This window comes from Hymenobacter ruricola (assembly GCF_015694525.1).
GTDB classification, from domain to species: Bacteria; Bacteroidota; Bacteroidia; order Cytophagales; family Hymenobacteraceae; genus Hymenobacter; species Hymenobacter ruricola.
This window is the reverse complement of record NZ_JADQDM010000001.1, coordinates 603,537-629,614: the sequence shown is the minus strand read 5'-3', so window position 1 is coordinate 629,614 and position 26,078 is coordinate 603,537. Positions and strand designations below refer to the sequence as shown.

Below are 26,078 nucleotides of genomic sequence, written 5' to 3'. Positions count from 1 at the left end.
GCCTTTAGCGCAGCCGGTACAGCCTCAGCGGCAACGAGTCGGCCTGCGCCGCGCGCCACGACTGCAGCGTTTCGGCGTAGTGCTGCCCCGTGAATTCGGAGTGCTCCAGATACAGCAGGCGCTGCTGCAGCTGGGGCGCGGGCCAGGCCGCCACCGGCACCTGCCGACGCAGGGAATCGAAGTGCGCCACGCCGGTTACCTGCCAGTAGCCGTCCAGCAGCACGTACTGGTAGCCCTGGCGGCGCAGGCCGGCCAGCTGGCGCTCGCCGATGATGGTTTTCAGGGTTTGCTTTTCGCTCAGATAAGGCGCCAGGTTCAGCCCCACGGTGCTGGCCACCTTGGTGGCGCCGTGCGCCTGCAGCCAGGCCGCCACCTGCGGATAGGTGCTGGGCAAGGGCGCGTACAATTCCCGCCGAATGCGCTGCAGGTTGAGGCCCACGCCAGCCAGCACCAGGGCGGTGAGTGCCCAGGCGGGCAGCACGCGCCGGCCCGCCAGCACGGCCAGCGCCGCCAGCGGCAGGTAGGCGAAAAGCAGCCCGCGCGGTGCCTTCACCAGCACCGACATGCCCGCCAGCATGCACCCAGCCCAGAACAGCAGGTAGGGCAGCAACGGCCACGCCTGCGCCCAAGGGCGCCAGCCGTCGCGCCACAAGCGCCACGCAAACCACGCCGCCAGCCCGAAACCCGCCAGCAGCAGCGGCGACTCAAATTCGGCCAGGTAGCGCAAGTAGTAGAGGCCGTCGGGCTGCACGCCGGCCTGCCGCCCAGCCGGGTTGGCTGCCACGGGCACGGCCGTGCGGGCATAAAAGCCGAACCACCGGTACCACGGCAGGCCCACCGCCACCCCCAGCGCGCCAAACGCCACGTAGGGCGCCAGCAGCACCGGCACCACCCGCCGCCAGGTGGCGCCCTGCCGCCACAGGCCGTCGGCGCGCGCGGCTTCGAGCACCAGCAGCACGGGCAGGGCAAACAAAAACTTGTAGTTAAAGCTCAGCCCCAGGGCCAGCCACACCGCCACGCGCAAGGCCGCCGCCGGGCTGGACCGCCCCAGCCGCGCAAAGTGGCTTTGCAGCAGCCCCGTGAACAGCACCATGCTGATGGAAATGGGCGTGAAGTCGCGCCCCGAGAAGGTGAGCAGCAGCGAAGTGCCGCCCAGCAGCGCCAGCGCCCCGGCTTCGGGGCCGCTGAGGCGGGCCTGGCGCGCCACCCAGCCCGCAAAAAACGCCACGCCCGCCACGCCCAGCAGCGCATTGATGGCCTGGAAAACCAAATAGCTGCGCGTGAAAAGCGCCACCGGAATGTAAAACACCAGAAACCCCGGGCTGCCGGGAATAAACAGCCGCGCAAAATCGCCGTGCGCCATGCCCTGCACCACCTGCCAGTTGCGCACCGAGTCGTAGTCGGAAGGGCCGGCCTCGGGCAGGCGCCACAGGCGCACCAGGGCCACCAGCAACACGGCGCCCAGCAGCCACCAGCGGCGGCCGGGGGCCAGATGTTCGTTATTTGTACCGGTTGCTGAAAGCATACATGAAAGCGGCGCGGCCGGCGCGAAGGTCGGCAGCGCCGCCCGAACATCCTTACCCCTCCCCTCCTGGCTTGCCCATGAACATTCTGCTGGTGGAAGACGACCCGCGCCTTTCGGCCCTCATCCGGCGGGGGCTGGAAGAAGAACAGCTGACCGTGCGCGTGGCCTACGACGGCCTCGAAGGCCAGCAGTTGGCCCTGGCCCAGCCGTTCGACCTGATTATTCTGGACGTGCTGCTGCCCGGGCGCAGCGGCCTGGAAGTACTGGCCGCCATTCGAGCCCGGGACCCCGACGTACCCGTGCTCATGCTCACGGCGCTGGGCACCACCACCGACAAGCTCCAGGGTTTCGGCAGCGGAGCCGATGACTATCTGGTCAAACCCTTCGACTTTGCCGAGCTGGTGGCCCGGGTGCGCGCCCTCACGCGCCGCAGCAACCCCGCGCCCAAAGGCTCCCGCCTCACGTTTGCCGACCTAGTGATGGACATTCCGAGCCGCACCGTGACGCGGGCCGGGCAGGCCCTGCGCCTCACCGCCCGCGAGTTCAACCTGCTGGAAGTGCTGCTGCGCCACCCCGGCCGGGTGCTCAGCCGCAGCGAGATTGCCGAGCACGGCTGGGACGAAGCCTTCGACGCCGGCAGCAACGTCATCGACGTGTACGTAAGCTACTTGCGCAAAAAGGTGGACCACAGCTTCGCCACCAAGCTCATTCACACCGTGATGGGCGCCGGCTATGTGCTGCGCCAAGAATAAGCTAAACGTCATGCAGCGCCCCATCTGTCATCCTGAGCGCAGCGAAGGACCTTATTACGTGAAGCCCTTCTATCGCGGTAAGGTCCTTCGCTGCGCTCAGGATGACAAGAGGTTGAACTACTCCACGAGATGCTACGCGCTGCATGACGTTCTTTATTAACCTGCTCATTCCCATTCATGACCATTCGTAACCGGCTTATCTGGCTGTTTGTGGGGCTGGTGGCGTTCATTCTGCTGGCGGTGCTGAGCACGGCCTTCCTGCTACAGCGCGACTACGGCCAGCGCGAGTTTCGCCAGCGCCTGCGCGACCGCGCCGAAGTAGCGGCCTACATTTTTCTGGAAAAAGACGAGCTGCGCAGCACCGCTTTTCAGGAGTTTCAGAAGCGCTACCAGCAAACGCTGACCGACGAAATTATCCAGATTTACAACGCCCAGGGCGAAGTGCGCTTCGTGCGCGAAGATGCCCGCCTGGAAGTGCCGCCGAATGTATTGGCCAGCATCGTGGCCGGCAACGAAGAGTATTTTGCCGATGGCCCGCGCCTGGCCGTCGGCATTTTTTACCACGACAACCAGGGCTCTTTCGTGGTGGTGGCCGGGGCCGAAAACGTGCACGGCCAGGCCCGGCTGCGGTCGCTGGCCACCATTATGGCCTCGGTGTTCGTGCTGAGCTTGCTGCTGATTTACGGGGCCGGGCGCGTGTTTGCGGGCCGGGCCCTGGCGCCCATCGCGGCCATCAACGACCAGATGGACCGCATCACGGCCCACGACCTGCACCTGCGCGTTGCCGAAGGCCTCTCGGATAACCAGAAGGACGAGCTTTCGCGCCTGGCCCACACCTTCAACCGCCTGCTCGACCGCCTGGAGGGCAGCTTTGAAGCCCAGCGCGCCTTCGTGCGCTACGCCTCGCACGAGCTGCGCACGCCCCTGGCTGCCAGCATCGGCGAAGCGCAACTGGCCCTGACCCGCGACCGGGACCCCGCCGCCTACCGCGCCGCCCTGCGCGAGTTGCTGGCCGACCTCACCCAGCTCAATGCCTTGCTCAACCACCTGCTGGAGCTGGCCCAGGCCGAGGTGCCCCTGCCCGAGCACGACGCCTGCATCCGGGTAGATGAGTTGCTGGCCGAAGCCTGCGCGGCTGTGGAGCCGGCCCAGCGCGCCCGCCTGCAGGTGCACACCGGCCGCCTGCCCGCCGAGCCCGAGCAGCTGGAGCTCACCGGCAACCGCGCCCTGCTCGCCCGCGCGCTCGGCAACCTGCTCGAAAATGCCCTCAAATACTCCGCGCCGCAGCCGGTGGCAGTGTCCCTCGAATACGAGCCCGGCCGCGTGCTGCTGCGCATTCAGGACCAAGGCATTGGCATTGCCGATGATGATTTGCCGCAGGTATTTCAGCCGTTTTTTCGGGCGGCCAATGCGCGGCCCGTGGCGGGGCACGGCGTGGGCCTGGCACTGGCCCGCAAGATTATCGAGCGCCACGGCGGGCAGTTGGAGCTGGCCTCGCGCCTGGGCCGCGGCACCACGGTGCTGGTACGGCTGCCCACGGCGTAGGCGTGTTGCGCAGGCTCAAAAAAGGGCTTTTTATGGTTTTCTAATCCCATTCTAATGACTCTCCTGTAGTCTTGCGGCTGTCATCAACGCCGCATTACTATGAAGAAGTCGAAGTTATTGCCGCTTGTAGGGCATACGTCGCGCCGGCCGGCCGTTGGCCTGCTGGGCACTGTGCTGGGGACGCTGGCGCTGGGAGCCTGCTCGACGACCGGCACGGAGGCGCCGGACCTGCCCACCCCGAGCCAACTCGTGTCCCAACACACCCAGGTACCCACCGCGAGCGAGGCGCCCGCCGTGCCGGAACTGGTGCTGAGCGGCGAAATCGTGGCCGACGCCGACCACCTGGCCCGCGTGTTTCCGCGGGTGGGTGGCGAGGTGCTGCGCGTGGGGGCCGACCTCGGCGACGAAGTGCACAAGGGGCAGGTACTCGCCGTGTTGAGAAGCCCGGAAATTGCGGCCCTGCAAAACCAGCGCACCGCTGCCGACGCCGACCTAGCGGTGGCCACTAGGCAGCTCAGCGTCGCGGAGCAGCTGGAACAGGCGGGCCTGGCCTCCGGGCAAGACGTGCACAATGCCCGCAAAGCCGTGGAGCGCGCCTTCGGCAATGCCCGCACCAGTCGGCGGCAACTGGGCGTGTACGACGTAACTCCCGGCGAAACTTACACCCTGCGGGCGCCCCAGGCCGGCTACGTGCTGGAGAAAAAGCTCAGCCCCGGCATGCGCTTTAACGCGGCCGATGTGCAGGCAGCCTTCACCGTCACGAACCTCGACCAGGTGTGGGTGCTGGCCAACGTGTTCGAGTCGGACCTGGGCCGGGTGCGGGCGGGTCAGGCCGTGGAAATCACAACCCTGAGCTACCCCAATACCCCGCTACGCGCCCGCATCGACCGGGTGGCCGACGTGCTGGACCCCGAAAGCAAGGTGATAAAAGTGCGTTGCGTGCTGCCCAACCCCGGGCACCGGCTAAAGCCCGGCATGCACGCCCAGGTGCGCGTACTGGCCGACGCCCCGGCCCCTATTCCCACGGAAACTTTATAACGGCCCCGCACCCGTCACGCGCCATGAAAGTACTCCTGATAGAACCCGACGAGCAGCCGCGCCAGGCGCTGCTGGCTTTTCTGCGGCAGGCCCAATACCGGGTCGACCTCGCCACCACCTTTGCCGAAGCCACCGCCTTTCTGGCCAGCCAGACCTACGATTTCGTGCTGCTGGCCCAGGCCCTGCCCGACGGCGACGGCCTGAACCTGCTGCCCGCGGCCCTGCGCCACGAAACCCACCCCACCTCGTGCATCGTGTTCACGGCCACGCCGGCGGTGGAAGAGCGGCTGCGCGGCTTCGCCCTCGGCGCCGACGAATGCCTGCCCAAGCCCGTTTCGGTGGCCGAGCTGGAACGCCGCATGCGCGTCATCATCCGCCAGCGGGTGGGGCTGCAGCGGCCCGCCATTCACTTTGGCACCGGCTTTGTGCTCGATTTGGCGGCCCGGCGCCTGTGCTACGGCCCCCACTACGTGCACCTGAGCCGCAAGCAATTCGATGTGCTGCACCTGTTGCTGAAGCGCCGCGGCCAGGTGCTCACGCGCCAAGAGCTCGGCGCGCACATTGGGCGCCCCGCGCGCGACCATCGGGAAAACTCTAATTACATCGACGTGCACATCATGAACGTGCGCCGGGCCCTGGCCCCCTACGCGCCCGTCGATTTTCTGGAAACGGTGAACGGCATCGGGTACCGGGCGGCGTAGGGCGGCCGGGCGCGGCGCCGTAGCTTCGCGGCCCGCTCCACCCCTTTTCCGCTTTCCCTTTCCCGCATGCGTCTCGTCATTCAGCGCGTTTCCGAAGCCCAGGTCACCGTCGACGGCCAGGTTACCGGCCACATTGGCCCCGGCCTGCTGGTGCTGGCCGGCTTCGCTCCTACTGACAGCCCGGCTTCCCTCAGCTGGATGTGCCGCAAGCTGGTGCAGCTGCGCATTTTCAACGATGAAAACGGCCAGATGAACCGCAGCGTGCAGGACACCGGCGGCCAGGTTTTGGTGGTGAGCCAGTTCACGCTGCTGGCCGACGCGCGCAAGGGCAACCGCCCCAGCTACATTGGGGCCGCGCCACCGGCCGTGGCCGAGCCACTCTACCGGCAGTTTGTGGCGATGGTGGCCGCGGAGCTGGGCCAGCCCGTGCCCACCGGCATCTTCGGGGCCGACATGCGGGTGAGCTTGGTGAACGACGGCCCGGTCACCATCGTGCTCGATTCGCCCGCGTAACTCTCGTTTTTCCTTGATTTATCCCTCGCCCCATGACCATCGAAGAAGCCCAGCAAACCGTTGATACCTGGATAAAAACCACGGGCGTGCGCTATTTCAGCGAGCTCACCAACATGGCCATTCTCACCGAGGAAGTGGGCGAAGTGGCGCGGCTCATCTCGCGGCAATACGGCGAGCAGTCCTTCAAAGAGTCTGACAAAGGCAAAGACCTCGGCGACGAGCTGGCCGATGTGCTGTTTGTGCTCATCTGCCTCGCCAACCAAACCGGCATCAGCCTCACCGACGCCCTGGCGCGCAACCTCGCCAAGAAAACCGAGCGCGACGGCCAGCGCCACCACAACAACGAAAAGCTGAAGTAGTAAAAGTCTGTCATTGCGAGGCCGCAGGCCGTGGCAATCCTTCCTCTCCGTGCCACTAGCCCTAAAACGTGACAAACCCTAATAAAAAGCCCCGACTCTACGCAGAGCCGGGGCTTTTCACAATAGAAAACTAGTCGCTGAGAACAGGACGGATTGCTTCGCTGCGCTCGCAATGACAGCGTGGCGGCTACAGCGCCACCAGCCGGTCCTCGCGCCAGATGGGCAGCACGCCAGCGTAAGCGTCCACCCGCAGGCAGAACTTAAAGTCCTGGCTGGCCTCCAGCGAGTTGAGCCGGCGCACGTGCGCCGATTGCAGCAAGTAAGCCGATAAATTTCCTTTTCCCTGCTGCCACAGATGCAGCGCGGCCAGCGTCGCATCGGAACTGCGCACGTCGAAATCTGGAGCCAACTGCTCGGCCAGCGCCCCGCCAAAAACGGTGTCCTCCAGGCAAAAGCGGCCCTTCCAGCCGGCGCACACCACCAGCACATCGCGGCCCTGCGCGCGGGCAAATTCCGCTACTGCTTGCAGGTTGAGGAAGGCGCCGACCACCACAGCTTCCGCCGCCAGCGAGCGCCGTAGCGCCGCCGTGCCGTTGGTGGTGCTGATGGTGAGGGCCCGGCCGCGCACCGGCCGGGCCTCATCCAAAAAGCCGAAGGGCGAGTTGCCCAGGTCGAAGCCCGGCGCGGGCACGCCGTCGCGCTCCGCCGCCGTCAGGCAGCCGTGCTGCTGGCCGTAAGCGGTGCATTCATCCAGCGAAGCGACGGGAAAAACGTGCGTAATACCCTCCCCCAGTGCCGTGACAATCGTGCTTGACGCCCGCAGAATATCCACGATGACGGCCACCTGGCCGCGCAAATCATACAAAGGCAGCAACTCGGGCGAGAAGCAGATATCAACTTTGGGCATAAGATGTAGCGCGGACTTTGTAGTCCGCGTCTCCGCGCAATGCGCAGTGGTGTAACAACGCGAGGACGCGGACTACAAAGTCCGCGCTACAACTCTATTCCTCCGTGCCCTTGGTCAGCGGCAGCTTGCTGACGGTGGCGGGCAGGTTTTTGCCACGAATCTGGACGAAAATCTGGGTGCCGGGCGCGGCAAATTCCGTCTTCACGTAGCCCATGCCGATGCCTTTGCTCAGCGAGGGCGACTGCGTGCCGCTCGTCACGTCGCCAATTTTCTGGCCATCAGCGTCTACCAATTCGTAGTGGCCACGCGGGATGCCGGGGCCGTCCATGATAAAGCCGACCAATTTTTTCTGCACACCGGCTTCCTTCTGCTTCTTCAGGTTTTCGGAGTTGGTGAACTCCTTGGTGAACTTGGTAATCCAGCCCAGGCCGGCTTCCAGCGGCGAGGTGGTGTCGTCGATGTCGTTGCCGTAGAGCGCGAAACCCATTTCCAGACGCAACGTGTCGCGGGCGCCCAGGCCGATGGGCTTGAGGCCGTGGGGCTGGCCGGCGGTCATGATTTTGTCCCACACCATGGCCGCACTTTCGTTCGGGATGTACAGCTCGAAGCCGCCCGCGCCGGTGTAGCCCGTGGCGGAGATGATGACGTCGGGCGCGCCGGCGAAGGTGCCCTGCACGAAGGAGTAGTACGGAATGCTGCCCAGGTCCACATCGGTGAGCGACTGCAGCGCGGCAATGGCTTTGGGGCCCTGCACGGCGAAGAGGCTGGTGCGGTCGGAAATGTCCTCCATCTCCACCCCTTTGGTGTTGTGGTGCTTAATCCAGTTCCAGTCTTTCTCGATGTTGGAGGCGTTGACCACCAGCAGGTAGTCCTCGTCGGCCAGCTTGTACACCAGCAGGTCGTCCACGATGCCACCGTCGTGGTTGGGCAGGCACGAATACTGCGCTTTGCCGTCGGTGAGCTTGCTGGCGTCGTTGCTGGTCACGCGCTGAATGAGGTCGAGGGCCTGGGGGCCGCGCAGCCGAAACTCGCCCATGTGCGACACATCAAAAATGCCCACCGCGCGGCGCACGGTGTGGTGCTCGTCGAGGTCCGAGGAATAGCGCACCGGCATGTCGTAGCCGGCAAAGGGCACCATTTTGGCCCCCAGTTGGCGGTGCGTGTCGTTGAGGGTAACGGTTTTCAGGGAAACGGTCATGGGCGGGTTCGTGGAGTGGCGGGTTGGTGGGTTCGTGCTGCAAAGGTGGGGCAAAAAAGAAAAGCCGCTTCAGAACGAAGCGGCCTTTTCTGTAACTTCCGTCATCCTGAGCGCAGCGAAGGACCTTATCACCGCTGAACAGCTGGCAATAATTACCGCTCCTGGCGTGATAAGGTCCTTCGCTGCGCTCAGGATGACAAACGATTATATACGCACCATCCAGTTGTGCACGTCGGCGCCTTCGCCGGTCCGGATGGCGTCCAGCGCCGCCGTCACGCGCTTCGAGAAGGCATTGGCAGGCAATTCGGGCAGGTCGTAGTCCTGGCCCTCGTAGCCGATGGTGGCAATGGGCGCAATGGTAGCGGCCGTGCCTACGCCGAAGGCTTCGTCGAGCTTGCCGGCGGCCAGGGCGTCCATCACCTCGCGGCTGCCGAGCTTGCGCTCTTCCACCACCAATCCCATGTCGCGGGCCAGCTGCAGCACGCTGCGGCGCGTCACGCCGTCGAGGATGCTGGTGCTGAGGGCGGGCGTCACCACCTTGCCATCAATCACGAAAATGGCGTTCATCGTGCCCGATTCCTCCACGTACTGATGCTGTGAAGCATCGGTCCAGATGAGTTGGTTGTAGCCTTCGTTCTGGGCCAGCTTGGTGGGGTACATGGCGGCGCCGTAGTTGCCGGCGTTTTTGGCGTAGCCCGCGCCGCCCTCGGCCGAGCGCACGTACTTCTGCTCGAAGCGCACGCGCAACGGCTTGTTGAAGTACAGGCCCACCGGGCAGGTAAAAATCATGAAGCGGTACGAATCCGAAGGCCGCACGCCGATGAAACCGTCGGTGGCAAACATGAAGGGCCGGATGTAGAGCGACGAGCCCGGCGCCGAGGGCACCCAGGCGGCATCCAGCTTCAGCAGCTCGCGCAGGCCCTGCATGAACAGCTCTTCCGGGATGGTGGGCATGCACATGCGCTCGGCCGAGGCGTTCATGCGCGCCCAGTTGTCGAGGGGCCGGAACAGGGCCACGCCGCCGTCGGTCTGGTGGTAGGCCTTCATGCCCTCAAAAATGGCCTGGCCGTAGTGCAGGGCCGAGTTGGCGGGGCTCACGGCCATGTCGCCGTAGGGCACTATCTGGGCTTCCTGCCATTCGCCGTTGTGAAAATCCACGGCAAACATGTGGTCGGAAAACGCCTTGCCAAATTCCAGGTGGTCGAAATCGACCGAGGCCAGGCGCGACGCCGTGGTGGGCTGGGTGCGAATGGGAAGTAAGTCAATCATGAGCGAGTGAGTTCGGGGAACAGAGAGTGGGTGGGATTTTGGGGAGTACGTAGGATGCAGGGGGTGCGACTATCGTCGCGGGCAGTCAAACCGGAAACGTTGGTGCTAAGACACCGTTTACGTCAAAGTCGTGCCTGCCAGGTCACTTCTTCCACGCCCAGGTCGTGGGCCATAGCCCGGCTCAGCACAAACAGATAGTCGGACAAGCGGTTCAGATACACCACCACCAATTCGGCCACGAACGACTCCTCGCCCAGGTGAATGGCCAGGCGCTCAGCGCGTCGGCACACGCAGCGGGCCACGTGGGCGTGGCTCACGGCCGGGTGCCCGCCGGGCAGAATAAAGGCGCGCAGCTCGGGCAGCGCCAGGTTCAGGCGGTCCATTTCTTCTTCCAGCAGCGTCACGTCGGCGGCGTGCAGGTCCGGCAGCTTCATCTTCGACTTCTCCGGGTCGGCGGCCAGGGCCGAGCCGATGGTGAACAGCCGGTCCTGAATTTCCTTGAGGAGCGGGCGCCGGCCCACGTTCACGTCCTGGTCGCGCACCAGCCCGATGTGGGCGTTCAGCTCGTCCACCGTGCCGTAGCACTCGATGCGCAGGCTGCTTTTGAGCACCCGCATACCGCCGATGAGCGAGGTAAGGCCTTTGTCGCCGGTTTTGGTGTAGATTTTCATTTGGTGAGGCGAGAGGTTGAGCGATACTCCCCTCCTCAGCTGAGGAGGGGACGTTTCCGCAAAGCGGAAACTGGGGTGGGTGGTTGACTCGTTGAACGACTCGCGTTGGCATTATTGGCTTGGTCGTCTGGGCATCGTTCAACGAGGTCAACCACCCCCGTCCGAGCCTGCGGCTCGAACATCCCCTCCTCATCTGAGGAGGGGAGTTTGACGTTCTAACGCGCGGCGGTGGCGTGGGTGGTGATGTCGGTGTTCACCTCGTCCGACTCCACCAGGCCGTCGCGCAGGCGCACGATGCGGTGGGCATAGCGGGCAATATCTTCTTCGTGCGTCACCATGATGATGGTATTACCCTTGGAGTACAGCGCCTCAAACAAATCCATGATTTCGTGGCTGGTTTTGGAGTCGAGGGCGCCGGTGGGTTCGTCGGCCAGCAGCACACTAGGGTTGTTGACGAGGGCGCGGGCAATGGCCACGCGCTGGCGCTGACCGCCCGAAAGCTCGTTGGGCCGGTGCGAGGCACGGTCGGCCAGGCCAACGGACCGCAACGACTCCAGCGCGCGCTCGCTGCGCTCGCGCTTGCTCAGGCCGGCGTAGATGAGCGGCAGGGCCACGTTGTCGAGGGCGCTGGCGCGGGGCAGCAGGTTGAAGCTCTGAAAAACAAAGCCAATTTCCTTGTTGCGTACTTCGGCCAGCTGGTTGTCGCTCATGCGGCTCACGTCCTGGCCATTGAGGATGTACTGGCCTTTGCTGGGCGTATCGAGACAGCCCACGATGTTCATCAGCGTGGACTTGCCCGAGCCCGACGGCCCCATGAAAGCCACGTACTCGCCGCGCGGAATCTTAATGCTCACCGAGCGCAGCGCGTGGATGACTTCCGCGCCCATCACGTAGTTTTTGGCGATGTCGGTGGTTTCGATGACGTTGGGATTCATGGCTCGAAATACTTATTGCAGAGGTGGAACGGCGGGCGCTACGGAAAAAGAGTCAGAAGCCGCGGCCCGGGTTGCCCGGTGCGCCTCGTACTCGGCCGCTAAAGTAGCATACGCGGCGGGTGCCAGTTGCCGGCGCAGCTGCGCCAGGGCGTCGGTGGCATATTCGGTGAGGCCCGCGTCGGCCGCGGCCAGCACGTAGCCCCTCAACAGCGCCGGCGACTGTGGGTTTTCATCCAGGCCGGTGCGCAAGGCTTCGTAGGCGGCCGTGTAGTTGCGGCGCTGCGTAAAAAAGCGCCCCGCCGCCAGCATGGCGGGCTCGTTGAATGGCGCCTCGCGCACAATGTGCTGGTAGTTTTTGGCGGCTTCGGCGGCTTGGTTGGCTTGCTCGGCCTGCCGCGCCCGCGCCAGCCAGTCGTCCCCAACGCGCGTGGCTGGCGCCGCCCCAGTCGCAAACGAAGCCGTGGCCAGCTGCGTCTGCGTCCGGCGGCCCAGCAGCTGCACGGTCGAATCGGGCGACGCGGCCAGGCGCAGGGCTTGGGCCCGCGCCGAATCCATTTGCCCACCCAACGCCAAGGCATACGCCCGTGCTTCGCTGGCCTGCACCGCGCCGTGAGAGGCGGCAAATGCCAGTTGGTCGGCTGCAGTGACGTACTGGCCCTGCTGCAGCTGCCACAGGCCCAGCAGCATTTGGTAGTAAGCCGCCGTGCCCGAGGTGCCGGCCGCCAGGGGCAGCAGCAGTTGCCGGGCCGTCCGCTCCTCGCCTATCGCGTGGTGTGCATAGGCCTGCAGGAATACTAGCTGCTCATAATAGGCCTCGTTGGCGTCGTCCTTGGCCAACCGAACCAGGGTGGGCAGCATTTTCCGCAAGCCCGGCCCATTCGCCATTCTGATATTGGTCAGCACCTGATGGTACAGTTGCGCAAACGTGGCGTCGTCCAAGACTCTGGGGGTGGCGGCCCCGGCGGCTTCGGCGGGCTTGGTGAGCAGGCCCAGCAGCAGTTGGTTGGCGGCCAAGGCAGGTTCGGTTTCGGGGTTGCTGTCGGTGGGCTGCTTCCGGGCCACGTCCAGCAGGTTTTGGCTCAGCAGGAAACCTAGCTGGTTGGTGCGGCTGGGGTAGCTGCCGGGGCTCAGGCGCTCGGCCTGGTCCAGGTAGTAGGCCACCGAGTCGCTGAGGGCTGTCTGGGTGAAGAGTTGGGCCAGGTCGCCGGCCAGGGCCGCGCTGCGCGGCTGCGCCTTCAGGCCCCGCCGCAGAATGTCCAGCCCATCGAACAAGTCGTCGGGCTGATTGAACAGGCTGGCCAGGCGCGCCGATACTTTCTCGCTCGGCCCGCGCAGCAGGGCCCGGTTCAGGGCCACCATTTCGTTGCCGCGCTGCTGCCGGAAACGGTATAGGGCTGCGCGCCCGAACTGGGCGTGCAGGTTGGCGCGGTAGAGCACGTCGCCGCTTTCGGCGTAGTAGCGCTCGGCCAGCACGGCCAGGCTGAGGTCGTCAGGGTTGGCTTCGCTTTGCTGGCGGGCCAGGTCGCCGAGGTTGTTGTACTGGCCGGCCTGCACCTGGTCGGGCAGCGGGAAGCTGCGGCGCGACTGCACGATGATAATGCCGCCGATGGTCAGGATGTACACGGTGTAAAACGGCAGCCGGCGCGGCTCAAACGCCACCCGGTACACCCGCAGCCGCTGCTGAATGAGCGGCATGAAGTTGATGAGCACATACAGCCAGAAAGCCCCACCCGCCAGCAGCAGCGCCAAGCCCGTGAAGCTGCGCGCCGCCGCCAGCAGCGGCGTGTTATCGGTGGCAAAGGCGTAGGCCAACGCGCCGGCCGCGGCCGCCACCACCAGCGGGTACAGCACCACCGCCCCAGCGTAGGGCACTGTGGCAGCGTAGCTGGGCGCCCGCAGGCGCAGGCCCAGCCCGCCCGCCACCACGGCCGGCAGCAGCAATACCAACGGGTCCAGGCTCACGCCGGGCAGCAGTTGCAGGCCGTCGTTCCACACATACAGCAGCAGCACGCCTAAATAAAGAAGGCTGGCCGCCACAAACGGCCACAGCCCGAATCGACTGGCCGGCTGCTCGGCCTGCGCATTAAACCACAGCAGTGCCCGAATATTCTCCACGCCCACCCACAGCACCACCAGCGCCACCAGCGCGGCCCCGCCGGGCGTGGCATAAGCCGCCAACTGCAATGCGGTTTCGGCGGCCGGCAACTGGCTTTGGTTGAAAATTAAGGCGCCCAGACCAGCTACGATGGTGCCCAGTACCAGTACCCGCCGGCCTAGTCGCCAGTCTTCGGCGAAGGCCTGCAGCGCGTAGGACGCGCCGCCCACCAGCCCCAGCATCAGGTACAGAAAATACCGCTCACTGGTGTTGAAAATGCCCAGCGACTCGGTATTCAGCGAGAGCAGCAGGAAAATGACCGGAATCATGGCCGCCGCAAAGGCCGTGCGCGCCAGGGTGCTAGCCACGGCCACCCAGCCCACCAGCGCCAGCGCCAGCATCCCCAGAAACAGCGCTGCCGCCACCGGTTGCGTGAATGGCCCGGCCACGTCGTGGGTCAGGCTCACGATGAAGCCGCTGGCCTGCACCGGCAGGCGCACCGGCCCGGCCGCCACCTGCTCCAGCGTGAGCGGCACGGTTTGCAGGTGCGGCACCAGGCGCAGGGGCAGGGCACTATCGGACCCCGTGAAGTAATAAAAAATGGCCAGGCCCACGGCCAGCGCGGCCAGCACGCCCAGCCAGCCCGGCCGCCAGGCGCGCGTCGAAGCGGGTTTCGGGCTCAATTATTCCAGCACTTTGGGCACCCGGAAGTAGTCCGAATCCTTGCGTGGGGCGTTGCGCAGGCCCTCCTGGTGGCTCACGGTGTTGCGGGCCTCGTCGTCGCGCAGCACGTTCACTTCCTGCGAGAGGTGCACCAGCGGCTCCACGCCGGTCGTGTCGAGGCCTTCGAGTTGGGCCACGAAGTCGAGGATGTTGTTCAGGTCGCCAAGCATCTGCTGCTCGCGGGTGGCGTCAAATTCGAGGCGGGCCAGGTGGGCCAGGCCGCGCAGGGTGCCAAGGTCGGTGCTCATATTGAGTTAAGAGTTATGAGTTAAAAGTTAGGAGTTGGCCGGCTCGGCTTCCGGCGCATCTACAACGGTGGCAGGGTCCTTCCAAGTACTCGGGCCGGGCTTGATGGCGCCTTCGGGCAGGAAATCGCCGCTGAGCAAGGCCGCCACCCGTTCTTTCAGGGCCGGAATGTCGGCCAGCGTGAGGCCGGTGGTGGGAATGGGCTTATGGAAAACGATTTTGAGGCGGTGGTAGCGCACGCGCAGGCTGCCCTTCACGTCGGGCATGAACATGTGGTTCAGGGGCTGGCCCACGGGCACCAGCGGCACGCCCGCTTCAATGGCCATCTGAAAAGCGCCGTCGAGCAGCGGCAGCAGCTCTTTGCCGGGCTTGGGCGAAATGCGGCCCTCGGCAAAAATGGCAATGCTTTTGCCCGCCGCCAGGCTGCGCCGGGCCTGCACCATGGCCTTGCCGCGGCTCACGGCGCTGGCGCGGTCCACGGTGATGTAGACGTTGCCGAACAGCGGCCCCCACACGGGCACTTTCGCCAGCGAGGCTTTGCCCATCATGTTCAAAAACCCCGGGATGTACTTGAACAGCATCATGATGTCGATGTACGAGCCGTGGTTCGACACGTACACGCAGGGCGTCGGGTTGGGCGCCGGGGTTTCGCGCACCACTTCCACCGGCATGCCCCACATCGTGATGGACAGCCACGACCAGAACCGGTTCAGGGCGTGCACCACGCGGCCGCCGCCAGGCCGCCGGTGGAAAAACCATTGCATCGGGTAGATGAGCACAAACGGCACGATGAACCAGAAGACGGCCCAGGTGGTGTAGAGGCGCTGGCCGATGTAACGAAGCAGATGGCGCATGGCGGCAAAGTTAGAGCATTAACCCGGGTGGCGGGGGTGCGGCCGGCAAACCGCGCGGCTACTTCCGCGCCGCCAGCAGCTTTTCCACTTTCAGTAGGCCCGCCACGCTGATGCCGTCGGTGATGCGGTCTTCCATGCACAGGCGCACGGCCTCGGCCAGCGGCAGCTTCCAGAGGCGCAGGTCCTCGGTTTCTTCGGGCTCCACGTCGCCGGCCGTCAGGTCCTCAGCCAGAAACACGAAGCCTTCCTCGTCGGTCACCGAGTTGGAGGTGTGAATGCGGGCCACGCGCGTCCAGCGCGCCGCCGTGAGGCCGGTTTCTTCCTTCAGTTCGCGCTGGGCCGATTCCAGAATGTCCAACTCGACGGGGCCGCCACCCATGGGAATCTCCCAGCAGTACTCGTTCAGCGCGTAGCGGTACTGGCCCACCAGCCAGGTGTTGCCCTCGGCATCGATGGGAATGATGCCCAGGGCCTTGTTTTTCATGCTCACCACGCCGTAGATGCCGCGGCCGCCGCGGGGGTTCAGCACTTGGTCTTCGCGCACCGAAATCCAGGGGTTGTGGTATTTTACTTCAGTGCTCAGGGTTTGCCAGGGGTTGTGGGTTTCGTCGACGGCGGGCGCGGAGGGCAGCGGCATATATAGCGGAAATCGGTTTAAGATGCCCTAAAAATACGGTTGCCGGGGCCATGCCCGCGCGGCTAATAATCGATTGAAAGTTGTCATCCGCCGTGCCAGAGGTTTCGTTGGGCGACTAAACCGTTCAATTAAACCAAATTTCTTTGCGTTCGGCCCGTCCAGCCTAGTATCTTTGACCCATAAGTACCCCCGCACGGGCTGGAAATGTGGAAAGGAAGGACCTCTCGTGCGGCGGCGCTCTGGCTGAAAAGGTGGGGTAGACACCTCCAAAGCCGGACCCGCCACTTTAAGGCCGTCGCACTTGTGCGGCGGCCTTTTTCGTGGGTGTCACTTTCGGATTCGCCCCGGCCAGCCGTCGGGCTTTCAACCCAAACCGGACCCTCGCCGTACCAAGAGGAACCGGCCGCCCACATCCCGGCCCTCCCCTTCTCCCATGGCCCAGTCCAATTCGAAATCCAACCAAAAGCCTGCCGACAACGAGCACGACCCGCTCTTCAACCTCAAGCACGCCCAGGCCGAAGCCGACCTCGCGGCCAACACCAACGGCCTCGGGCCCGTCACGAACGAGTACGTGACCACCGACGAAGACGGCGAAATCGACGAAGGCCCGCGCGACAGCCAGGGCCAGCGCCGCGGCGAACCCGACAACTCAGACGAAGGCAGCACCGCCGGCCGCCATTAATCGGCCTCAAAGCCTTTACGGAGGCTCACTTTAGGAGCAATGCGCAAAATGAACCCGTATTTTGGGGTTGATTTGCGCATTGCTCTTTTTTTACGCCCTTGCTACTTTCCAATTTCTCCGGCCACGCCCTCGAAGCGGGCCTCGACGAAGCCGGCCGCGGCTGCCTGGCCGGCCCGGTGTTTGCCGCCGCCGTCATCCTGCCGCCCGATTTCAATCCGCGCTACCTCAACGATTCCAAGCAGCTCAGCGCCAAGCGGCGCGACGCGCTACGGCCCGAAATCTGCGCGGAGGCGGTGGCCTGGGCCGTGGGGCAAGCCTCGGTAGAAGAAATCAGCTGCCTCAACATCGCGCAGGCCAGCTACCTGGCCATGCACCGCGCCGTGGCCGCGCTGCCGGTTGTGCCCGCTCATTTGCTGGTGGATGGCAATCGGTTTCGCCCGTTGGCTGGCTTTGAGCACACCTGCGTCATCGGCGGCGACGGGCTGTACCGACACATTGCCGCCGCTTCGGTGCTGGCCAAAACCTTTCGCGACGAGCACATGGCCGCGCTGGCCGCCGAGTTTCCGGAGTATGGCTGGGCGCAAAACGCAGGCTACCCCACGGCGCAACACCGCAACGCCATTCGGGCGCACGGCCCCACCCCGCACCACCGCATAGGTTTCCGGCTGCTGTAAGCCGCAGCTTTTTAAGGAAAGAAGGTTAATTTTTGAGCTTCAGCAAATCCAGAAACAAGCTGAAGCCATCCACGTTGGTGCCGCCCTCACCAAATTTGTCAAAGCTCAGCGGCTTGATGATGTAACCGCTCACGGCCAGCTCCTGGGCCTTCAACCGGTCCGATTCTAGGTCCGACGTTGTCATGATGAACACGTTCAGGCCCACGAACTCGGGGTCCGAGCGCAGGGTTTCGAGCAGTTCCAGGCCGTTCATGCGCGGCATATTGATGTCGAGCATCACGAGGCTGGGGCGGGCTATTTTGGGCTCGTCGCCTTCGCCGCGCAGCATTTTGAGGGCTTCGCGGCCGTTGCGGGCATGCACCAGCGGCACATCGATATTCTGGCGGCGCAGTTCGCGCTGCACGTTCATGACGTCCATCTGGTCGTCTTCCACGAGCAAAATGCTGGGCGTGGGATAATCGGCGGACATAAGCGTAACAATTGTTCGGCAGCGGGAATATGCCCGCAGAAACGGCCGCGTTCGGCCGTCAGGTAGCGACTGATACGGGCGAAACGGTCGCGGCGGCCACGGTCGGGCCCAGATTTTTGGCTTTGGGCGGCTGCTTGGGCCAGGTAAAGACGAACTTAGCGCCCTGTCCTTCCGCCGATTTCACCCCAATGCGGCCGCCCTGGCGCTCCACAATCTTTTTCACAATGGCCAGCCCCACACCGGTACTTTCCAGCGTATCGCGCTCGGTAAGCGTCTGGAAAATAACAAAAATGCGGTCGTGGTATTCCGGGGCGATGCCCGGCCCGTCGTCGGCCACGGAGAAGAGGTAGAAGTCGCCGGCGTCGTCGCAGCTGATGTGCACGGTGCCGGTTTCGGGGTGGTCGTGGTACTTCAGCGCGTTGCTGATGAGGTTGGTAAACACCTGCTGCAGCTGCACGGCATTGGTGGTGAGCGTGGGCAGGAAAAACGGCAGCTCCACCTTGAAGCCCGGCGGCGGGTTGAGCGTATCGACCACTTCGCGCAGCAGTGTGCGCACAAACACCGTTTCGTTGGCCTGGGCCACCCGCCCGATGCGCGCCAAATCAAGAATGCCGGTGATGAGCTTTTCCATGCGGTGCACGCGCTGGCGCATCAGGCCCAGAAACTCGCGGATGTGCGGCGGTAGCTGGTCGGGCCCCATGTCTTCCTCAATCCAGCGCGAGGCGCTCTCAATGCCACGCAGGGGCGCTTTCAGGTCGTGCGACACCACGTAGGCGAACTGGTCGAGCTCCTGGTTGCGGTTTTCGAGCTGGCTGATGTTGGCGCCCACGGTGCGGGCCATCACGTTCAGGGCCGATGTCAGCTCGCTCACTTCGTCCTGCTCGGTGTCCACAATCTGGCTGCTGTAGTCGCCGTCGGCCATTTTCCGGGCTAGGTTCACCATGCTGCGCAGGCGCTGGCCAAATATCCGCACGATGTAGCTGGCCCACATCAGCCCCAGCACCAGGGCCGCAATGGCCAGCCCCGCCGACAGCCACTCGGCCCGCACGATGCTGCGGTCCAGGTCCTGGCGCAGGCGGTCGCGGGTACGCGCCTCGCTTTGCTCAAACGCGGCCAGCCGCTCCCGGATGTTGTCCATCACCTGCTTGCCGGTCAGGCCTTCGGTCAGGCGGCGGTGCGGCATGCCTTCCAGCCCGCCCTGGCGGGGGTTGCGCAAGCGAATTTCCCGCTTTTCGGCCACCAGCAGGTGGCTGTAGCTGGACCACTGCTGGAACAGGCGCTGGGTTTGGTCCACCAGCTTCACCTGCTCGGGCGAATCCGTCACCAGGTCGCGCAGTTCGCTGAAACGGCCAATGAGCTGCCGTTCGCCGTCGTAGTAGGGCGCCAGGGTTTGCTCGTTGCCGATGAGCAGGTAGCCCCGGAACCCGGTTTCCATGTCGATGATGTTGCGCAGCAGGTTGGCGGCTTGGTTCGTCACCCGCTGGGAGCTTTCCACTTTGCGCGAGTTGCGCAGCACCTGCCCGGCCAGTTGGTAATAGAATACTACCACCACCGCAAACAGCGCCAGCAACAGCACAAATCCGGCAAACAGCTTGGTAGTAAGCGTTATTTTCATGCAATCGCCGCGCGGGCTCAGTTTAGGCCTCCCTACGCAGCTTGGCCTCCATGGTTCTGAGCAAGTCCACTATTTCATCGGCCACCACCTGCAACGGTCCGAACCCGGCCATGGCCTCCTCCGTCTGGCCGGCCTGATGCATGTCCATCAACCGGTTGGCCTCCTGGTGAATGAGAACGTGCTGCTCGTCTACCTGCCGGGCTTCGGGTAGGTGCGCGTAGGGGCCGCCGTGGCGTAGGCGCTCGGCTATCCAGTGCCCGAGGCTGCACTGCTCGGGGTCGCGCAAAGGACCCTCCTCGCCACCACGCCCGAACAGGTACGAGCGCACCCGGCTTTTAAAGTGCACATGTTTAATGTGGGCTGACTCAAAATCCCGCTTCAGTTCTTCTACCGTCATCGACAATGCAGGAAATTGGGCCGCCGTGCCGGCCATTCTTCGCACGGGTTCGGCCCGCAAGTAGGCAACGAAATCTGAGCTTTCCACACATACAAGCTGCTGGTTTCACCCGTAGCGGGCCGACCTTCCCGGCGCCGCGGCAAAATTCGGTACTTTTGGGGCACCATTTCTCATCGGGCGCGGCACGCGGCCCTTGCGGCTATACGACCGCCCCCTCACCCATCCCCCACCATGACCCAAGACCAGATAAAGGACTTGAAGGGCCGCGCCGAGGCCCTGAGGAGGTATCTTTGACTACGATGCCCGCAAAGAACAACTAGCCGTCTACGAGGCCAAAACCACCGCCCCCGGCTTCTGGGACGACTCCAAAGCCGCCGAAGCGACGCTCCGCGAAATCAAACCCATCAAAACGTGGACCGACGACTACGAGGCCGTGCAGCAAGCCCTGGCCGATACGGAGGTCCTCTATGATTTCTACAAAGAGGGCGACGTAACAGAAGCCGAAATTCAAGCCGATTACGACGCCACGCTTAAGAAAGTGGAAGCGCTGGAATTCAAGCGAATGCTTTCCGACGAGGAAGACCAGCTTTCGGCTATCATCGACATCAACCCTGGTGCCGGCGGCACCGAAAGCCAGGACTGGGCCGAAATGCTCATGCGCATGTACATCATGTGGGCCGAAAGCCACGGGTTCGGAGTGAAGCAAGTCAGCTACCAGCCGGGCGAACAAGCCGGCATCAAGTCGGCGTCGCTTGAAATCGATGGCGACTTTGCCTACGGTTACCTCAAAAGCGAAATTGGCGTGCACCGCTTGGTGCGCATGTCGCCGTTCGACAGCAGCGGCCGGCGCCACACCTCGTTTGCGTCGGTGTTTGCCTACCCCATCATTGACGACACCATCACCATCGACATCAACCCGGCCGACATTTCCTGGGACACCTTCCGGGCCGGCGGCGCGGGCGGGCAAAACGTGAACAAGGTGGAAACCGCCGTGCGCCTCACCCACGCGCCCTCGGGCATCATCATCGCTGTCCAGATTGAGCGCAGCCAGCTCATGAACAAGGAGCACGCCCTGCGCATGCTCAAATCGCGCCTCTACCAGATTGAGATGGACAAACGCCACGCCGAGCGCGACAAAGTGGAAGCCACCAAGAAGCGCATAGACTTCGGCTCCCAGATTCGCAACTACGTGCTGCACCCATATAAGCTCATCAAAGACCTCCGCACCAGCATCGAGCGCACCGACGTGCAAAACGTGCTGGATGGCGACTTGGATGAGTTTATCAAAGGCTTTTTGATGCAGAGTTGACGCGGGTTTTGCTGAATAATGTACAATAAAAAAGGGCTGTCCGATTGGGCAGCCCTTTTTGTATGAGTTGGGACTTGATTAGAATTTATCCCAAAACAGCTTGGTCTCAACCTTGTCACCACCAATAGCAGCGGCGGCCTGGCTGTAGTTAGCACCGTTGATGTTCTGCTCTACAACAGGGTAGAGGAAGCGAACCGGAATACCGGAGATAGCCGTAGTAGGGGCTGTCAATACGGGGTAATCGAGACGTCTCCACTCTCTCCAAGCATCTACTGGCTGGTTATACAGCGCCACCCACTCTTGGTACCCAATCTTCTGCTTATAGGTAGCGCCGGCGCCACCGGCCGTAGCGTAAGCTACACCGGGCTGTGCCAAGTAAGCTGTTGCTTCAGCCGCTGTGCCACCCCACTCCAATATCGAAGCGGTGACAGCAGCATTGTAGTGCGATTCGGGAGTACCGCCGACAGCGTATCCGCGAGCCGCTGCTTCAGCAAGAAGAAACTCTACTTGGGCATACGAAATCAGCACGCCCGGCAGGGTCTGAGCCCGGAGTTTGGCACCCGGCTGCGAATTTGTCTCAGGGCTGTTAGCCCCCCCATATGTACCACCATTGTAAAGATTGGTAGCAGGAGTTGGGTTAGTAGCCGGGTCAAAATAATCATTCAACCGCGGGTCAACAGTACCGGTTACCGGCCCCGTGGTTCCCTTTAACTGGTTGATGAAGAAAGAAGTACCAACAAAGTCTGTACGGCCACTCCGAACCAAGTCCTCATAAAGGGGATTGGTGTTGGGGAACGTGCCGTTGAAAGCTAGGTCAATAACATCAGCGTTCGAAGCAGGCAGTTTGCCAACTGTTGCCTCAGCCATCGTTTTTGCTTTGGCGTTGTCTACATCTGCCAAGGTTAGTGCCATACGCAACTTTAATGCATTGGCAAACTTAATCCAGAGCGCAGTGCTATTGTTGTTAAGCAAATCAGCGCTAGCAGTACCCGTGAGCAGGCCAGTGTTAGCTGCTGGGTTGAATTGGCCAATGGCAACGTCCAAACGAGCAATTAAATCTGCGTAGACTTTTGCCTGGTCATCATATGCAGGCCGGGCATTGGTAAAGTTGAGTGCTTCACTATATGGAACATTACCAAAGGTTTCCACTAACGTGGCCCAGGTATAAATCTCCAGTACTTCCGCAACGGCTGTGGCATTGGCCTTGCTGGCAGCAGGCACGCTTAGGTCATTTGGAATGGTAGCTTTTGCTTCCCGCAGGTCGCGAAGGCAATCGCGATAGAGCGCATTCCAAAATGCTCCCGGAATGCTACGGGTATTGAGGTCATACCGGCTTTCCGTAGGATAGTCGGTAGCAGCCCAATACTGCACGTAGAATCGAAGAGGGTTCAGGTTAACGTTTGTGCTGACCACAGTTCGGGCCAGTGTACGCTCTGCATTTGCAATGAAACCGGAAGCAAGCGCTGTGGTAGGGCTTTTGGGGTCAACGTTGAAGTTGTCCTCCAAAGAGCCCACGCAGGAGGTTGTCAGCAACGCTACTGACAAGCCAGATAGCAGTATTTTTTTCATGATTATTTAGAAGCTAAGACGGAGGTTAGCACCAAGGGTGCGGACAGCAGGGTAAGAACCCGTGGAATAACCTTGACCAAATTGACCGGAGCTCGGGGCATCTTCGGGGTCAGCATAGGGCAGGTTTTTGTGGATAATCCAGAGGTTGCGACCCACGATGGAGATGTCTACACCCTTTACAGCACCTACTTTGGATACGAAGGCTTTAGGCAAAGAATAAGAAAGCGACACTTCGCGCAACTTCACGAAGCTAGCATCATAAACAAAGGCAGCGGCCGGATTGTGCGTCGTGCCATAAGCGGTTGCGCCATCTGCTTCGCCGCTGTTATCAGCACGCACAGTGTTGGGGGTGCCATCGGCTTGCACACCCGGGAAAATCACGCCACCGCCGTCAGCGACCGGGTTACGCGAAGGATTGCCAAGGTCGTTCAAACCAGCAGTTTCCGGAGTCAAGCCAGTGTCAAGGCCATAGGAACGGTCAAGGGAAAACACCTGACCACCTTTGCGCACATCCACCAGAAAATACAGCGAGACCCCTTTATAGGACACAGTGTTAGAAACACCACCGGTCCAATCAGGATTGGGGTTAGCGATTACCTCGTTAGCCGTAGCGGTCTGGGCATAGTACCCGTCTTCCTGCACCACTTTTTGGCCATTAAGAAACACATAGTTGGTTCCGCGAATGGTGCCGAAGGGCTGGCCTACCGTTGCATTGCTCGATACACCGCCTTGGTAGGTGGTGAGCACAATGTTGTCTGACCCTTCAAAGAGTGACATCACACGGTTCTGGTTTTTAGTCCAGTTAGCGTTAATTGTCCAGGTAACGTTGTCGTTTTTGACGGGTACCACAAAGCCAGACAGTTCAACACCGCGGTTGCGCACGTCGCCAGCGTTCACGTAGCGGAAGCCATACCCACTGGCGGTGGAAACGTTAATCGGAATAATCTGGTCAACAGTATTGGATTGGTAAACAGTTGCTTCAAAGCCCAACCGCGTGTTCAGGAAAGCGGCTTCGATACCAGCTTCAGCGCTTTTGGTGCGCTCCGGTTTCAAGTCTGGGTTGTTCTTGGTGCTCGGCACAGAGAAAAGGGCAACCGAGCCAAAAGCCGTAGGCTTGTCATAAGAATCCGCAATGCTATATGCTGTGGCACCAGCGCCAACCTCAGCATAGTTCACCCGAACCTTACCGTACGACAACCAAGGAGCCGTTTCCTTCAGCATTTCAGAGAAGACAAAGCTACCGGCCGCTGAAGGATAGAAGAAAGCATTGTTTGCACGAGCCAGAGTCGACGATTTATCTCTTCTAGCAGTCAGGTCCAGAAACACCATGTCTCTGAAACCAAAAGTGGCACCCGCAAAAACACCGTCAACTGCTTGGCGCACATCGCTTTCAGTCGGAGGGGTCAGGGTCGACAAGCTGTTCGATAGGGTATACAGTTCCGGAATCACAAGTCCACCATTGGTAGTGGCGCGAATGGATTTAGTGGCCTGACGGCGCAGGTTAGCCCCAAGCAAGCCAGTAAAGCTCACGTTCTCCGTGATTTTAGCCTTAAAATTACCAATCAGGTCGAAGTTAGCTTCGCGATACGTCCGGTTGTAACGCCCATAGCTGGGCACCCCTACCGAGCCATAAGCATACCGTTCTTCCTGCAGGTCGTCGTTCGAGTCCAGCGTTACCCGGCCCAACACATTAAACCAGTCCGTCACTTTGTAAGTAAGAGCTACGTTGCCGAAAGTGCGGTAGCGCGAATCCGTTTCAAAGCTCTTGTAACGGGAAAAGTATGGGTTGTTCCAATACTTTGCTGCCGAGTTGGTCGGGCTCGTTAGGTTCCAGCTGGCGTTCAGATTCTGGTAATCGTAGGCCTGCTTCTGCTCTTTGATATCGACGTTGGTCTGCCACCACTGACGAAAATTCGTCATCAGGTTTTCGCTGGTAGCACCGCTGTAACCGGTACCGTAGCGGCCTTTGCCATCCACCACCGAGAAGTTCACGGACGCGCTGGCCGTTAGACGGGAGGTTAGGTTATACGAACCAGCAAAGTTGACTACGTTCTTATTGACCTGGCTATTGGGCAAAATGCCTTTATCGCGAACGCTGTTATAGCCAATCTTAAAAGAGCCCCGGTCGTTGGCACCATCTACAGTGATGCTGTTATTCAGCGTCATCGCAGTCTGGAAGAAAGTAGACGGGTCATTTTCAGCGGCAACCCACGGCGTTGGGCTGCCAAAGTGTGCGCTACCTGGCACCAATGCGCTCCATTGATATACCTGCAGGTTTGGGTCGAAACGGGGGCCCACTGAAGCATCGGCGTTCAATTGGTTGTACAAGTCCAGAACACCATCGCCGTTAAAATCCCGTTTACCAAAAGTGGGACCATAGCCGGCGCCATACTCTTTCTGGTAGGTGATGAAAGTACTCTTGTCAATACGCCCACCCGTGACGCCAGCATTAATGGTAACCCCTAGGCCTTGACGACCTTTCTTAGTCGTAATAAGGATAACACCATTGGAGGCACGCTCACCGTAAAGCGCCGTTGCTGCTGCGCCTTTTAGAATGGTCATCGTGGCAATGTCATCCGGGTTGATATCAGCCGCGGCATTGCCGTAGTCGTAACCACCGCCACCGGTCTGCTGGGTTGCCGTGTTGGTGTTGGCGTTGCTGATTGGCACACCATCTACTACGAACAACGGCTGGTTGTTGCCCGTGATTGACTTCGTACCGCGGATAAGAATGTTGGTTGAGCCGCCCAGCGTGTTGCTTTGACGAATCTGGACACCCGCTACTTTGCCTGACAGGCCATTGATGGGGTTGGGGTTACGAGCAGCTGTTATTTGGTCCCCTTCAATCTGCGTGGCCGCGAAGGGCAACGAGTTACGGGTACGCTCTTGTCCCAGGGCCGTTACGACTACCTCACCCAATTGCTTCACATCAGCGCCGAGGCTAACATTATACGTGTTTTCAGACCCAATTGTCTGGTCCACCGTGGTATAGCCAATAGAGCTAATCGAGAGCGTAGTGGCCGACGAGGGCACGCTAAGGGAAAAGCCTCCATCAGCGTTGGTAGAGGCGCCTACCGTGGTGCCCTTCACGAGAACCGTGGCCCCGGGCAGCCCCTGACCGTTCGCCCGGTCAGTTACTCGCCCGGAGATGGTCCGGTCTTGGGCATAGACCTGCTGCAACAGGCCGGTCATTAGAAGCATGACCATACATAAGAGTTTTTTCATTTGACTGGTTGGTTGGTGAGTGAAAAGGTAAAAAAAGTGTGTGTGAGGGCAATTATACAAGAAAATTAGCTTCTATCTGGTCGCACGCTCTTCATAGTCACTAAGGCAGGCAGTAGTTAAGAAGTATCTAAAGCCCCTAACCACTAAGGTCAGCCTGAGGCAAGTAGTTC

General features: G+C 61.9%; 24 protein-coding genes. 9 read left to right on the top strand and 15 right to left on the bottom strand.

Annotation, left to right across the window (positions count from 1 at the left end):
• Positions 1-4 precede the first annotated feature (4 nt).
• The gene (locus tag I2H31_RS02820) at positions 5-1,525 is read right to left on the bottom strand and encodes a hypothetical protein (RefSeq protein ID WP_196291479.1); all 1,521 of its coding nucleotides are present in this window, start codon (positions 1,523-1,525) and stop codon (positions 5-7) included.
• A gap of 77 nt (positions 1,526-1,602) precedes the next feature.
• Here I2H31_RS02820 and I2H31_RS02815 point away from each other — a divergent pair, with 77 nt between their 5' ends.
• From I2H31_RS02815 to I2H31_RS02790, 6 genes are all read left to right on the top strand, one after another.
• Positions 1,603-2,277: a response regulator transcription factor gene (locus I2H31_RS02815; protein ID WP_196291478.1), complete on the top strand. Its 675-nt coding sequence runs from the start codon at positions 1,603-1,605 to the stop codon at positions 2,275-2,277.
• Positions 2,278-2,454: 177 nt separating this feature from the next.
• A complete protein-coding gene (locus I2H31_RS02810) occupies positions 2,455-3,822 on the top strand; it encodes a sensor histidine kinase (RefSeq protein ID WP_196291477.1) in 1,368 nt (455 codons plus the stop codon).
• A 99-nt stretch (positions 3,823-3,921) separates the two neighbouring features.
• The gene (locus tag I2H31_RS02805; protein WP_196291476.1) at positions 3,922-4,860 is read left to right on the top strand and encodes an efflux RND transporter periplasmic adaptor subunit; all 939 of its coding nucleotides are present in this window, start codon (positions 3,922-3,924) and stop codon (positions 4,858-4,860) included.
• Between the two features lie 23 nt (positions 4,861-4,883).
• Positions 4,884-5,561: a response regulator transcription factor gene (locus tag I2H31_RS02800; protein ID WP_196291475.1), complete on the top strand. Its 678-nt coding sequence runs from the start codon at positions 4,884-4,886 to the stop codon at positions 5,559-5,561.
• A 66-nt stretch (positions 5,562-5,627) separates the two neighbouring features.
• Complete coding sequence (gene dtd / locus I2H31_RS02795) at positions 5,628-6,074, top strand: D-aminoacyl-tRNA deacylase (RefSeq protein ID WP_196291474.1); 447 nt, start codon at positions 5,628-5,630, stop codon at positions 6,072-6,074.
• A 32-nt stretch (positions 6,075-6,106) separates the two neighbouring features.
• Entirely contained in the window at positions 6,107-6,433 is a 327-nt protein-coding gene (locus I2H31_RS02790) for a nucleotide pyrophosphohydrolase (protein WP_196291473.1), read from the top strand.
• A 187-nt stretch (positions 6,434-6,620) separates the two neighbouring features.
• Here the strand turns inward: I2H31_RS02790 and I2H31_RS02785 are convergent, their stop codons facing one another.
• The 9 genes from I2H31_RS02785 to I2H31_RS02745 all read right to left on the bottom strand — a co-directional run bounded on the left by I2H31_RS02785 (position 6,621) and on the right by I2H31_RS02745 (position 15,968).
• Positions 6,621-7,340 (bottom strand): 2-phosphosulfolactate phosphatase, encoded by a 720-nt coding sequence (locus tag I2H31_RS02785; RefSeq protein WP_196291472.1) that lies wholly within the window; start codon positions 7,338-7,340, stop codon positions 6,621-6,623.
• A 94-nt stretch (positions 7,341-7,434) separates the two neighbouring features.
• On the bottom strand, positions 7,435-8,538 hold the full coding sequence (gcvT, locus tag I2H31_RS02780) for a glycine cleavage system aminomethyltransferase GcvT (RefSeq protein ID WP_196291471.1): 1,104 nt from the start codon (positions 8,536-8,538) through the stop codon (positions 7,435-7,437).
• Positions 8,539-8,742: 204 nt separating this feature from the next.
• A complete protein-coding gene (locus I2H31_RS02775) occupies positions 8,743-9,807 on the bottom strand; it encodes a branched-chain amino acid aminotransferase (RefSeq protein WP_196291470.1) in 1,065 nt (354 codons plus the stop codon).
• Between the two features lie 122 nt (positions 9,808-9,929).
• Positions 9,930-10,478: a cob(I)yrinic acid a,c-diamide adenosyltransferase gene (locus I2H31_RS02770; RefSeq protein WP_196291469.1), complete on the bottom strand. Its 549-nt coding sequence runs from the start codon at positions 10,476-10,478 to the stop codon at positions 9,930-9,932.
• 215 nt (positions 10,479-10,693) lie between these two features.
• Positions 10,694-11,413, bottom strand: a complete 720-nt coding sequence (locus I2H31_RS02765) for an ABC transporter ATP-binding protein (RefSeq protein ID WP_196291468.1) — start codon at positions 11,411-11,413, stop codon at positions 10,694-10,696.
• Positions 11,414-11,425: 12 nt separating this feature from the next.
• A complete protein-coding gene (locus tag I2H31_RS02760; protein ID WP_196291467.1) occupies positions 11,426-14,191 on the bottom strand; it encodes a hypothetical protein in 2,766 nt (921 codons plus the stop codon).
• Complete coding sequence (gene gatC / locus I2H31_RS02755; RefSeq protein ID WP_196291466.1) at positions 14,192-14,479, bottom strand: Asp-tRNA(Asn)/Glu-tRNA(Gln) amidotransferase subunit GatC; 288 nt, start codon at positions 14,477-14,479, stop codon at positions 14,192-14,194. It abuts the gene before it with no gap.
• 27 nt (positions 14,480-14,506) lie between these two features.
• A complete protein-coding gene (locus tag I2H31_RS02750; RefSeq protein ID WP_196291465.1) occupies positions 14,507-15,331 on the bottom strand; it encodes a lysophospholipid acyltransferase family protein in 825 nt (274 codons plus the stop codon).
• A gap of 58 nt (positions 15,332-15,389) precedes the next feature.
• A complete protein-coding gene (locus I2H31_RS02745; protein WP_196291464.1) occupies positions 15,390-15,968 on the bottom strand; it encodes an NUDIX domain-containing protein in 579 nt (192 codons plus the stop codon).
• Between the two features lie 433 nt (positions 15,969-16,401).
• Here I2H31_RS02745 and I2H31_RS02740 point away from each other — a divergent pair, with 433 nt between their 5' ends.
• Together I2H31_RS02740 and I2H31_RS02735 are read left to right on the top strand one after the other, a co-directional pair.
• Positions 16,402-16,650 (top strand): hypothetical protein, encoded by a 249-nt coding sequence (locus I2H31_RS02740; protein ID WP_196291463.1) that lies wholly within the window; start codon positions 16,402-16,404, stop codon positions 16,648-16,650.
• Between the two features lie 98 nt (positions 16,651-16,748).
• Positions 16,749-17,324 carry a ribonuclease HII gene (locus I2H31_RS02735; protein ID WP_196291462.1) on the top strand — a complete coding sequence of 192 codons (576 nt, stop codon included), beginning with the start codon at positions 16,749-16,751 and terminating at the stop codon, positions 17,322-17,324.
• A 25-nt stretch (positions 17,325-17,349) separates the two neighbouring features.
• Here I2H31_RS02735 and I2H31_RS02730 read toward each other — a convergent pair whose 3' ends face one another.
• From I2H31_RS02730 to I2H31_RS02720, 3 genes are read right to left on the bottom strand one after another with little or no spacing between them, the layout of a single operon-like run.
• Positions 17,350-17,793 carry a response regulator gene (locus I2H31_RS02730; RefSeq protein ID WP_196291461.1) on the bottom strand — a complete coding sequence of 148 codons (444 nt, stop codon included), beginning with the start codon at positions 17,791-17,793 and terminating at the stop codon, positions 17,350-17,352.
• A 58-nt stretch (positions 17,794-17,851) separates the two neighbouring features.
• Entirely contained in the window at positions 17,852-19,408 is a 1,557-nt protein-coding gene (locus I2H31_RS02725) for a sensor histidine kinase (RefSeq protein ID WP_196291460.1), read from the bottom strand.
• A gap of 22 nt (positions 19,409-19,430) precedes the next feature.
• Entirely contained in the window at positions 19,431-19,754 is a 324-nt protein-coding gene (locus I2H31_RS02720) for a CZB domain-containing protein (protein WP_196291459.1), read from the bottom strand.
• A 282-nt stretch (positions 19,755-20,036) separates the two neighbouring features.
• On the opposite strand from I2H31_RS02720, the gene prfB reads away from it, so the two are divergent.
• Positions 20,037-21,114, top strand: a protein-coding gene (gene prfB / locus I2H31_RS02715; protein ID WP_196291458.1) for a peptide chain release factor 2 whose coding sequence is annotated in 2 segments (ribosomal slippage) — positions 20,037-20,096 and positions 20,098-21,114 — 1,077 coding nt in all. Because the reading frame shifts where the segments join, the coding sequence is not laid out codon by codon here.
• 78 nt (positions 21,115-21,192) lie between these two features.
• Here the strand turns inward: prfB and I2H31_RS02710 are convergent.
• Entirely contained in the window at positions 21,193-22,683 is a 1,491-nt protein-coding gene (locus I2H31_RS02710; protein ID WP_196291457.1) for a SusD/RagB family nutrient-binding outer membrane lipoprotein, read from the bottom strand.
• Between the two features lie 6 nt (positions 22,684-22,689).
• Entirely contained in the window at positions 22,690-25,908 is a 3,219-nt protein-coding gene (locus I2H31_RS02705; protein WP_196291456.1) for a SusC/RagA family TonB-linked outer membrane protein, read from the bottom strand.
• Between the last annotated feature and the right edge of the window lie 170 nt (positions 25,909-26,078).

Excerpts from the sequence above, each read along its gene's own strand:
- I2H31_RS02710 (WP_196291457.1), bottom strand. The coding sequence starts at position 22,683 with ATGAAAAAAATACTGCTATCTGGCTTGTCAGTAGCGTTGCTGACAACC.
- I2H31_RS02820 (WP_196291479.1), bottom strand. The coding sequence starts at position 1,525 with ATGCTTTCAGCAACCGGTACAAATAACGAACATCTGGCCCCCGGCCGC.
- I2H31_RS02730 (WP_196291461.1), bottom strand. The coding sequence starts at position 17,793 with ATGTCCGCCGATTATCCCACGCCCAGCATTTTGCTCGTGGAAGACGAC.
- I2H31_RS02705 (WP_196291456.1), bottom strand. The coding sequence starts at position 25,908 with ATGAAAAAACTCTTATGTATGGTCATGCTTCTAATGACCGGCCTGTTG.
- I2H31_RS02725 (WP_196291460.1), bottom strand. The coding sequence starts at position 19,408 with ATGAAAATAACGCTTACTACCAAGCTGTTTGCCGGATTTGTGCTGTTG.
- I2H31_RS02740 (WP_196291463.1), top strand. The coding sequence starts at position 16,402 with ATGGCCCAGTCCAATTCGAAATCCAACCAAAAGCCTGCCGACAACGAG.
- I2H31_RS02790 (WP_196291473.1), top strand. The coding sequence starts at position 6,107 with ATGACCATCGAAGAAGCCCAGCAAACCGTTGATACCTGGATAAAAACC.
- gcvT (WP_196291471.1), bottom strand. The coding sequence starts at position 8,538 with ATGACCGTTTCCCTGAAAACCGTTACCCTCAACGACACGCACCGCCAA.
- I2H31_RS02810 (WP_196291477.1), top strand. The coding sequence starts at position 2,455 with ATGACCATTCGTAACCGGCTTATCTGGCTGTTTGTGGGGCTGGTGGCG.
- I2H31_RS02805 (WP_196291476.1), top strand. The coding sequence starts at position 3,922 with ATGAAGAAGTCGAAGTTATTGCCGCTTGTAGGGCATACGTCGCGCCGG.
- I2H31_RS02800 (WP_196291475.1), top strand. The coding sequence starts at position 4,884 with ATGAAAGTACTCCTGATAGAACCCGACGAGCAGCCGCGCCAGGCGCTG.
- dtd (WP_196291474.1), top strand. The coding sequence starts at position 5,628 with ATGCGTCTCGTCATTCAGCGCGTTTCCGAAGCCCAGGTCACCGTCGAC.
- I2H31_RS02785 (WP_196291472.1), bottom strand. The coding sequence starts at position 7,340 with ATGCCCAAAGTTGATATCTGCTTCTCGCCCGAGTTGCTGCCTTTGTAT.
- I2H31_RS02745 (WP_196291464.1), bottom strand. The coding sequence starts at position 15,968 with ATGCCGCTGCCCTCCGCGCCCGCCGTCGACGAAACCCACAACCCCTGG.
- I2H31_RS02815 (WP_196291478.1), top strand. The coding sequence starts at position 1,603 with ATGAACATTCTGCTGGTGGAAGACGACCCGCGCCTTTCGGCCCTCATC.
- I2H31_RS02770 (WP_196291469.1), bottom strand. The coding sequence starts at position 10,478 with ATGAAAATCTACACCAAAACCGGCGACAAAGGCCTTACCTCGCTCATC.
- I2H31_RS02750 (WP_196291465.1), bottom strand. The coding sequence starts at position 15,331 with ATGCGCCATCTGCTTCGTTACATCGGCCAGCGCCTCTACACCACCTGG.
- I2H31_RS02765 (WP_196291468.1), bottom strand. The coding sequence starts at position 11,413 with ATGAATCCCAACGTCATCGAAACCACCGACATCGCCAAAAACTACGTG.
- I2H31_RS02775 (WP_196291470.1), bottom strand. The coding sequence starts at position 9,807 with ATGATTGACTTACTTCCCATTCGCACCCAGCCCACCACGGCGTCGCGC.
- gatC (WP_196291466.1), bottom strand. The coding sequence starts at position 14,479 with ATGAGCACCGACCTTGGCACCCTGCGCGGCCTGGCCCACCTGGCCCGC.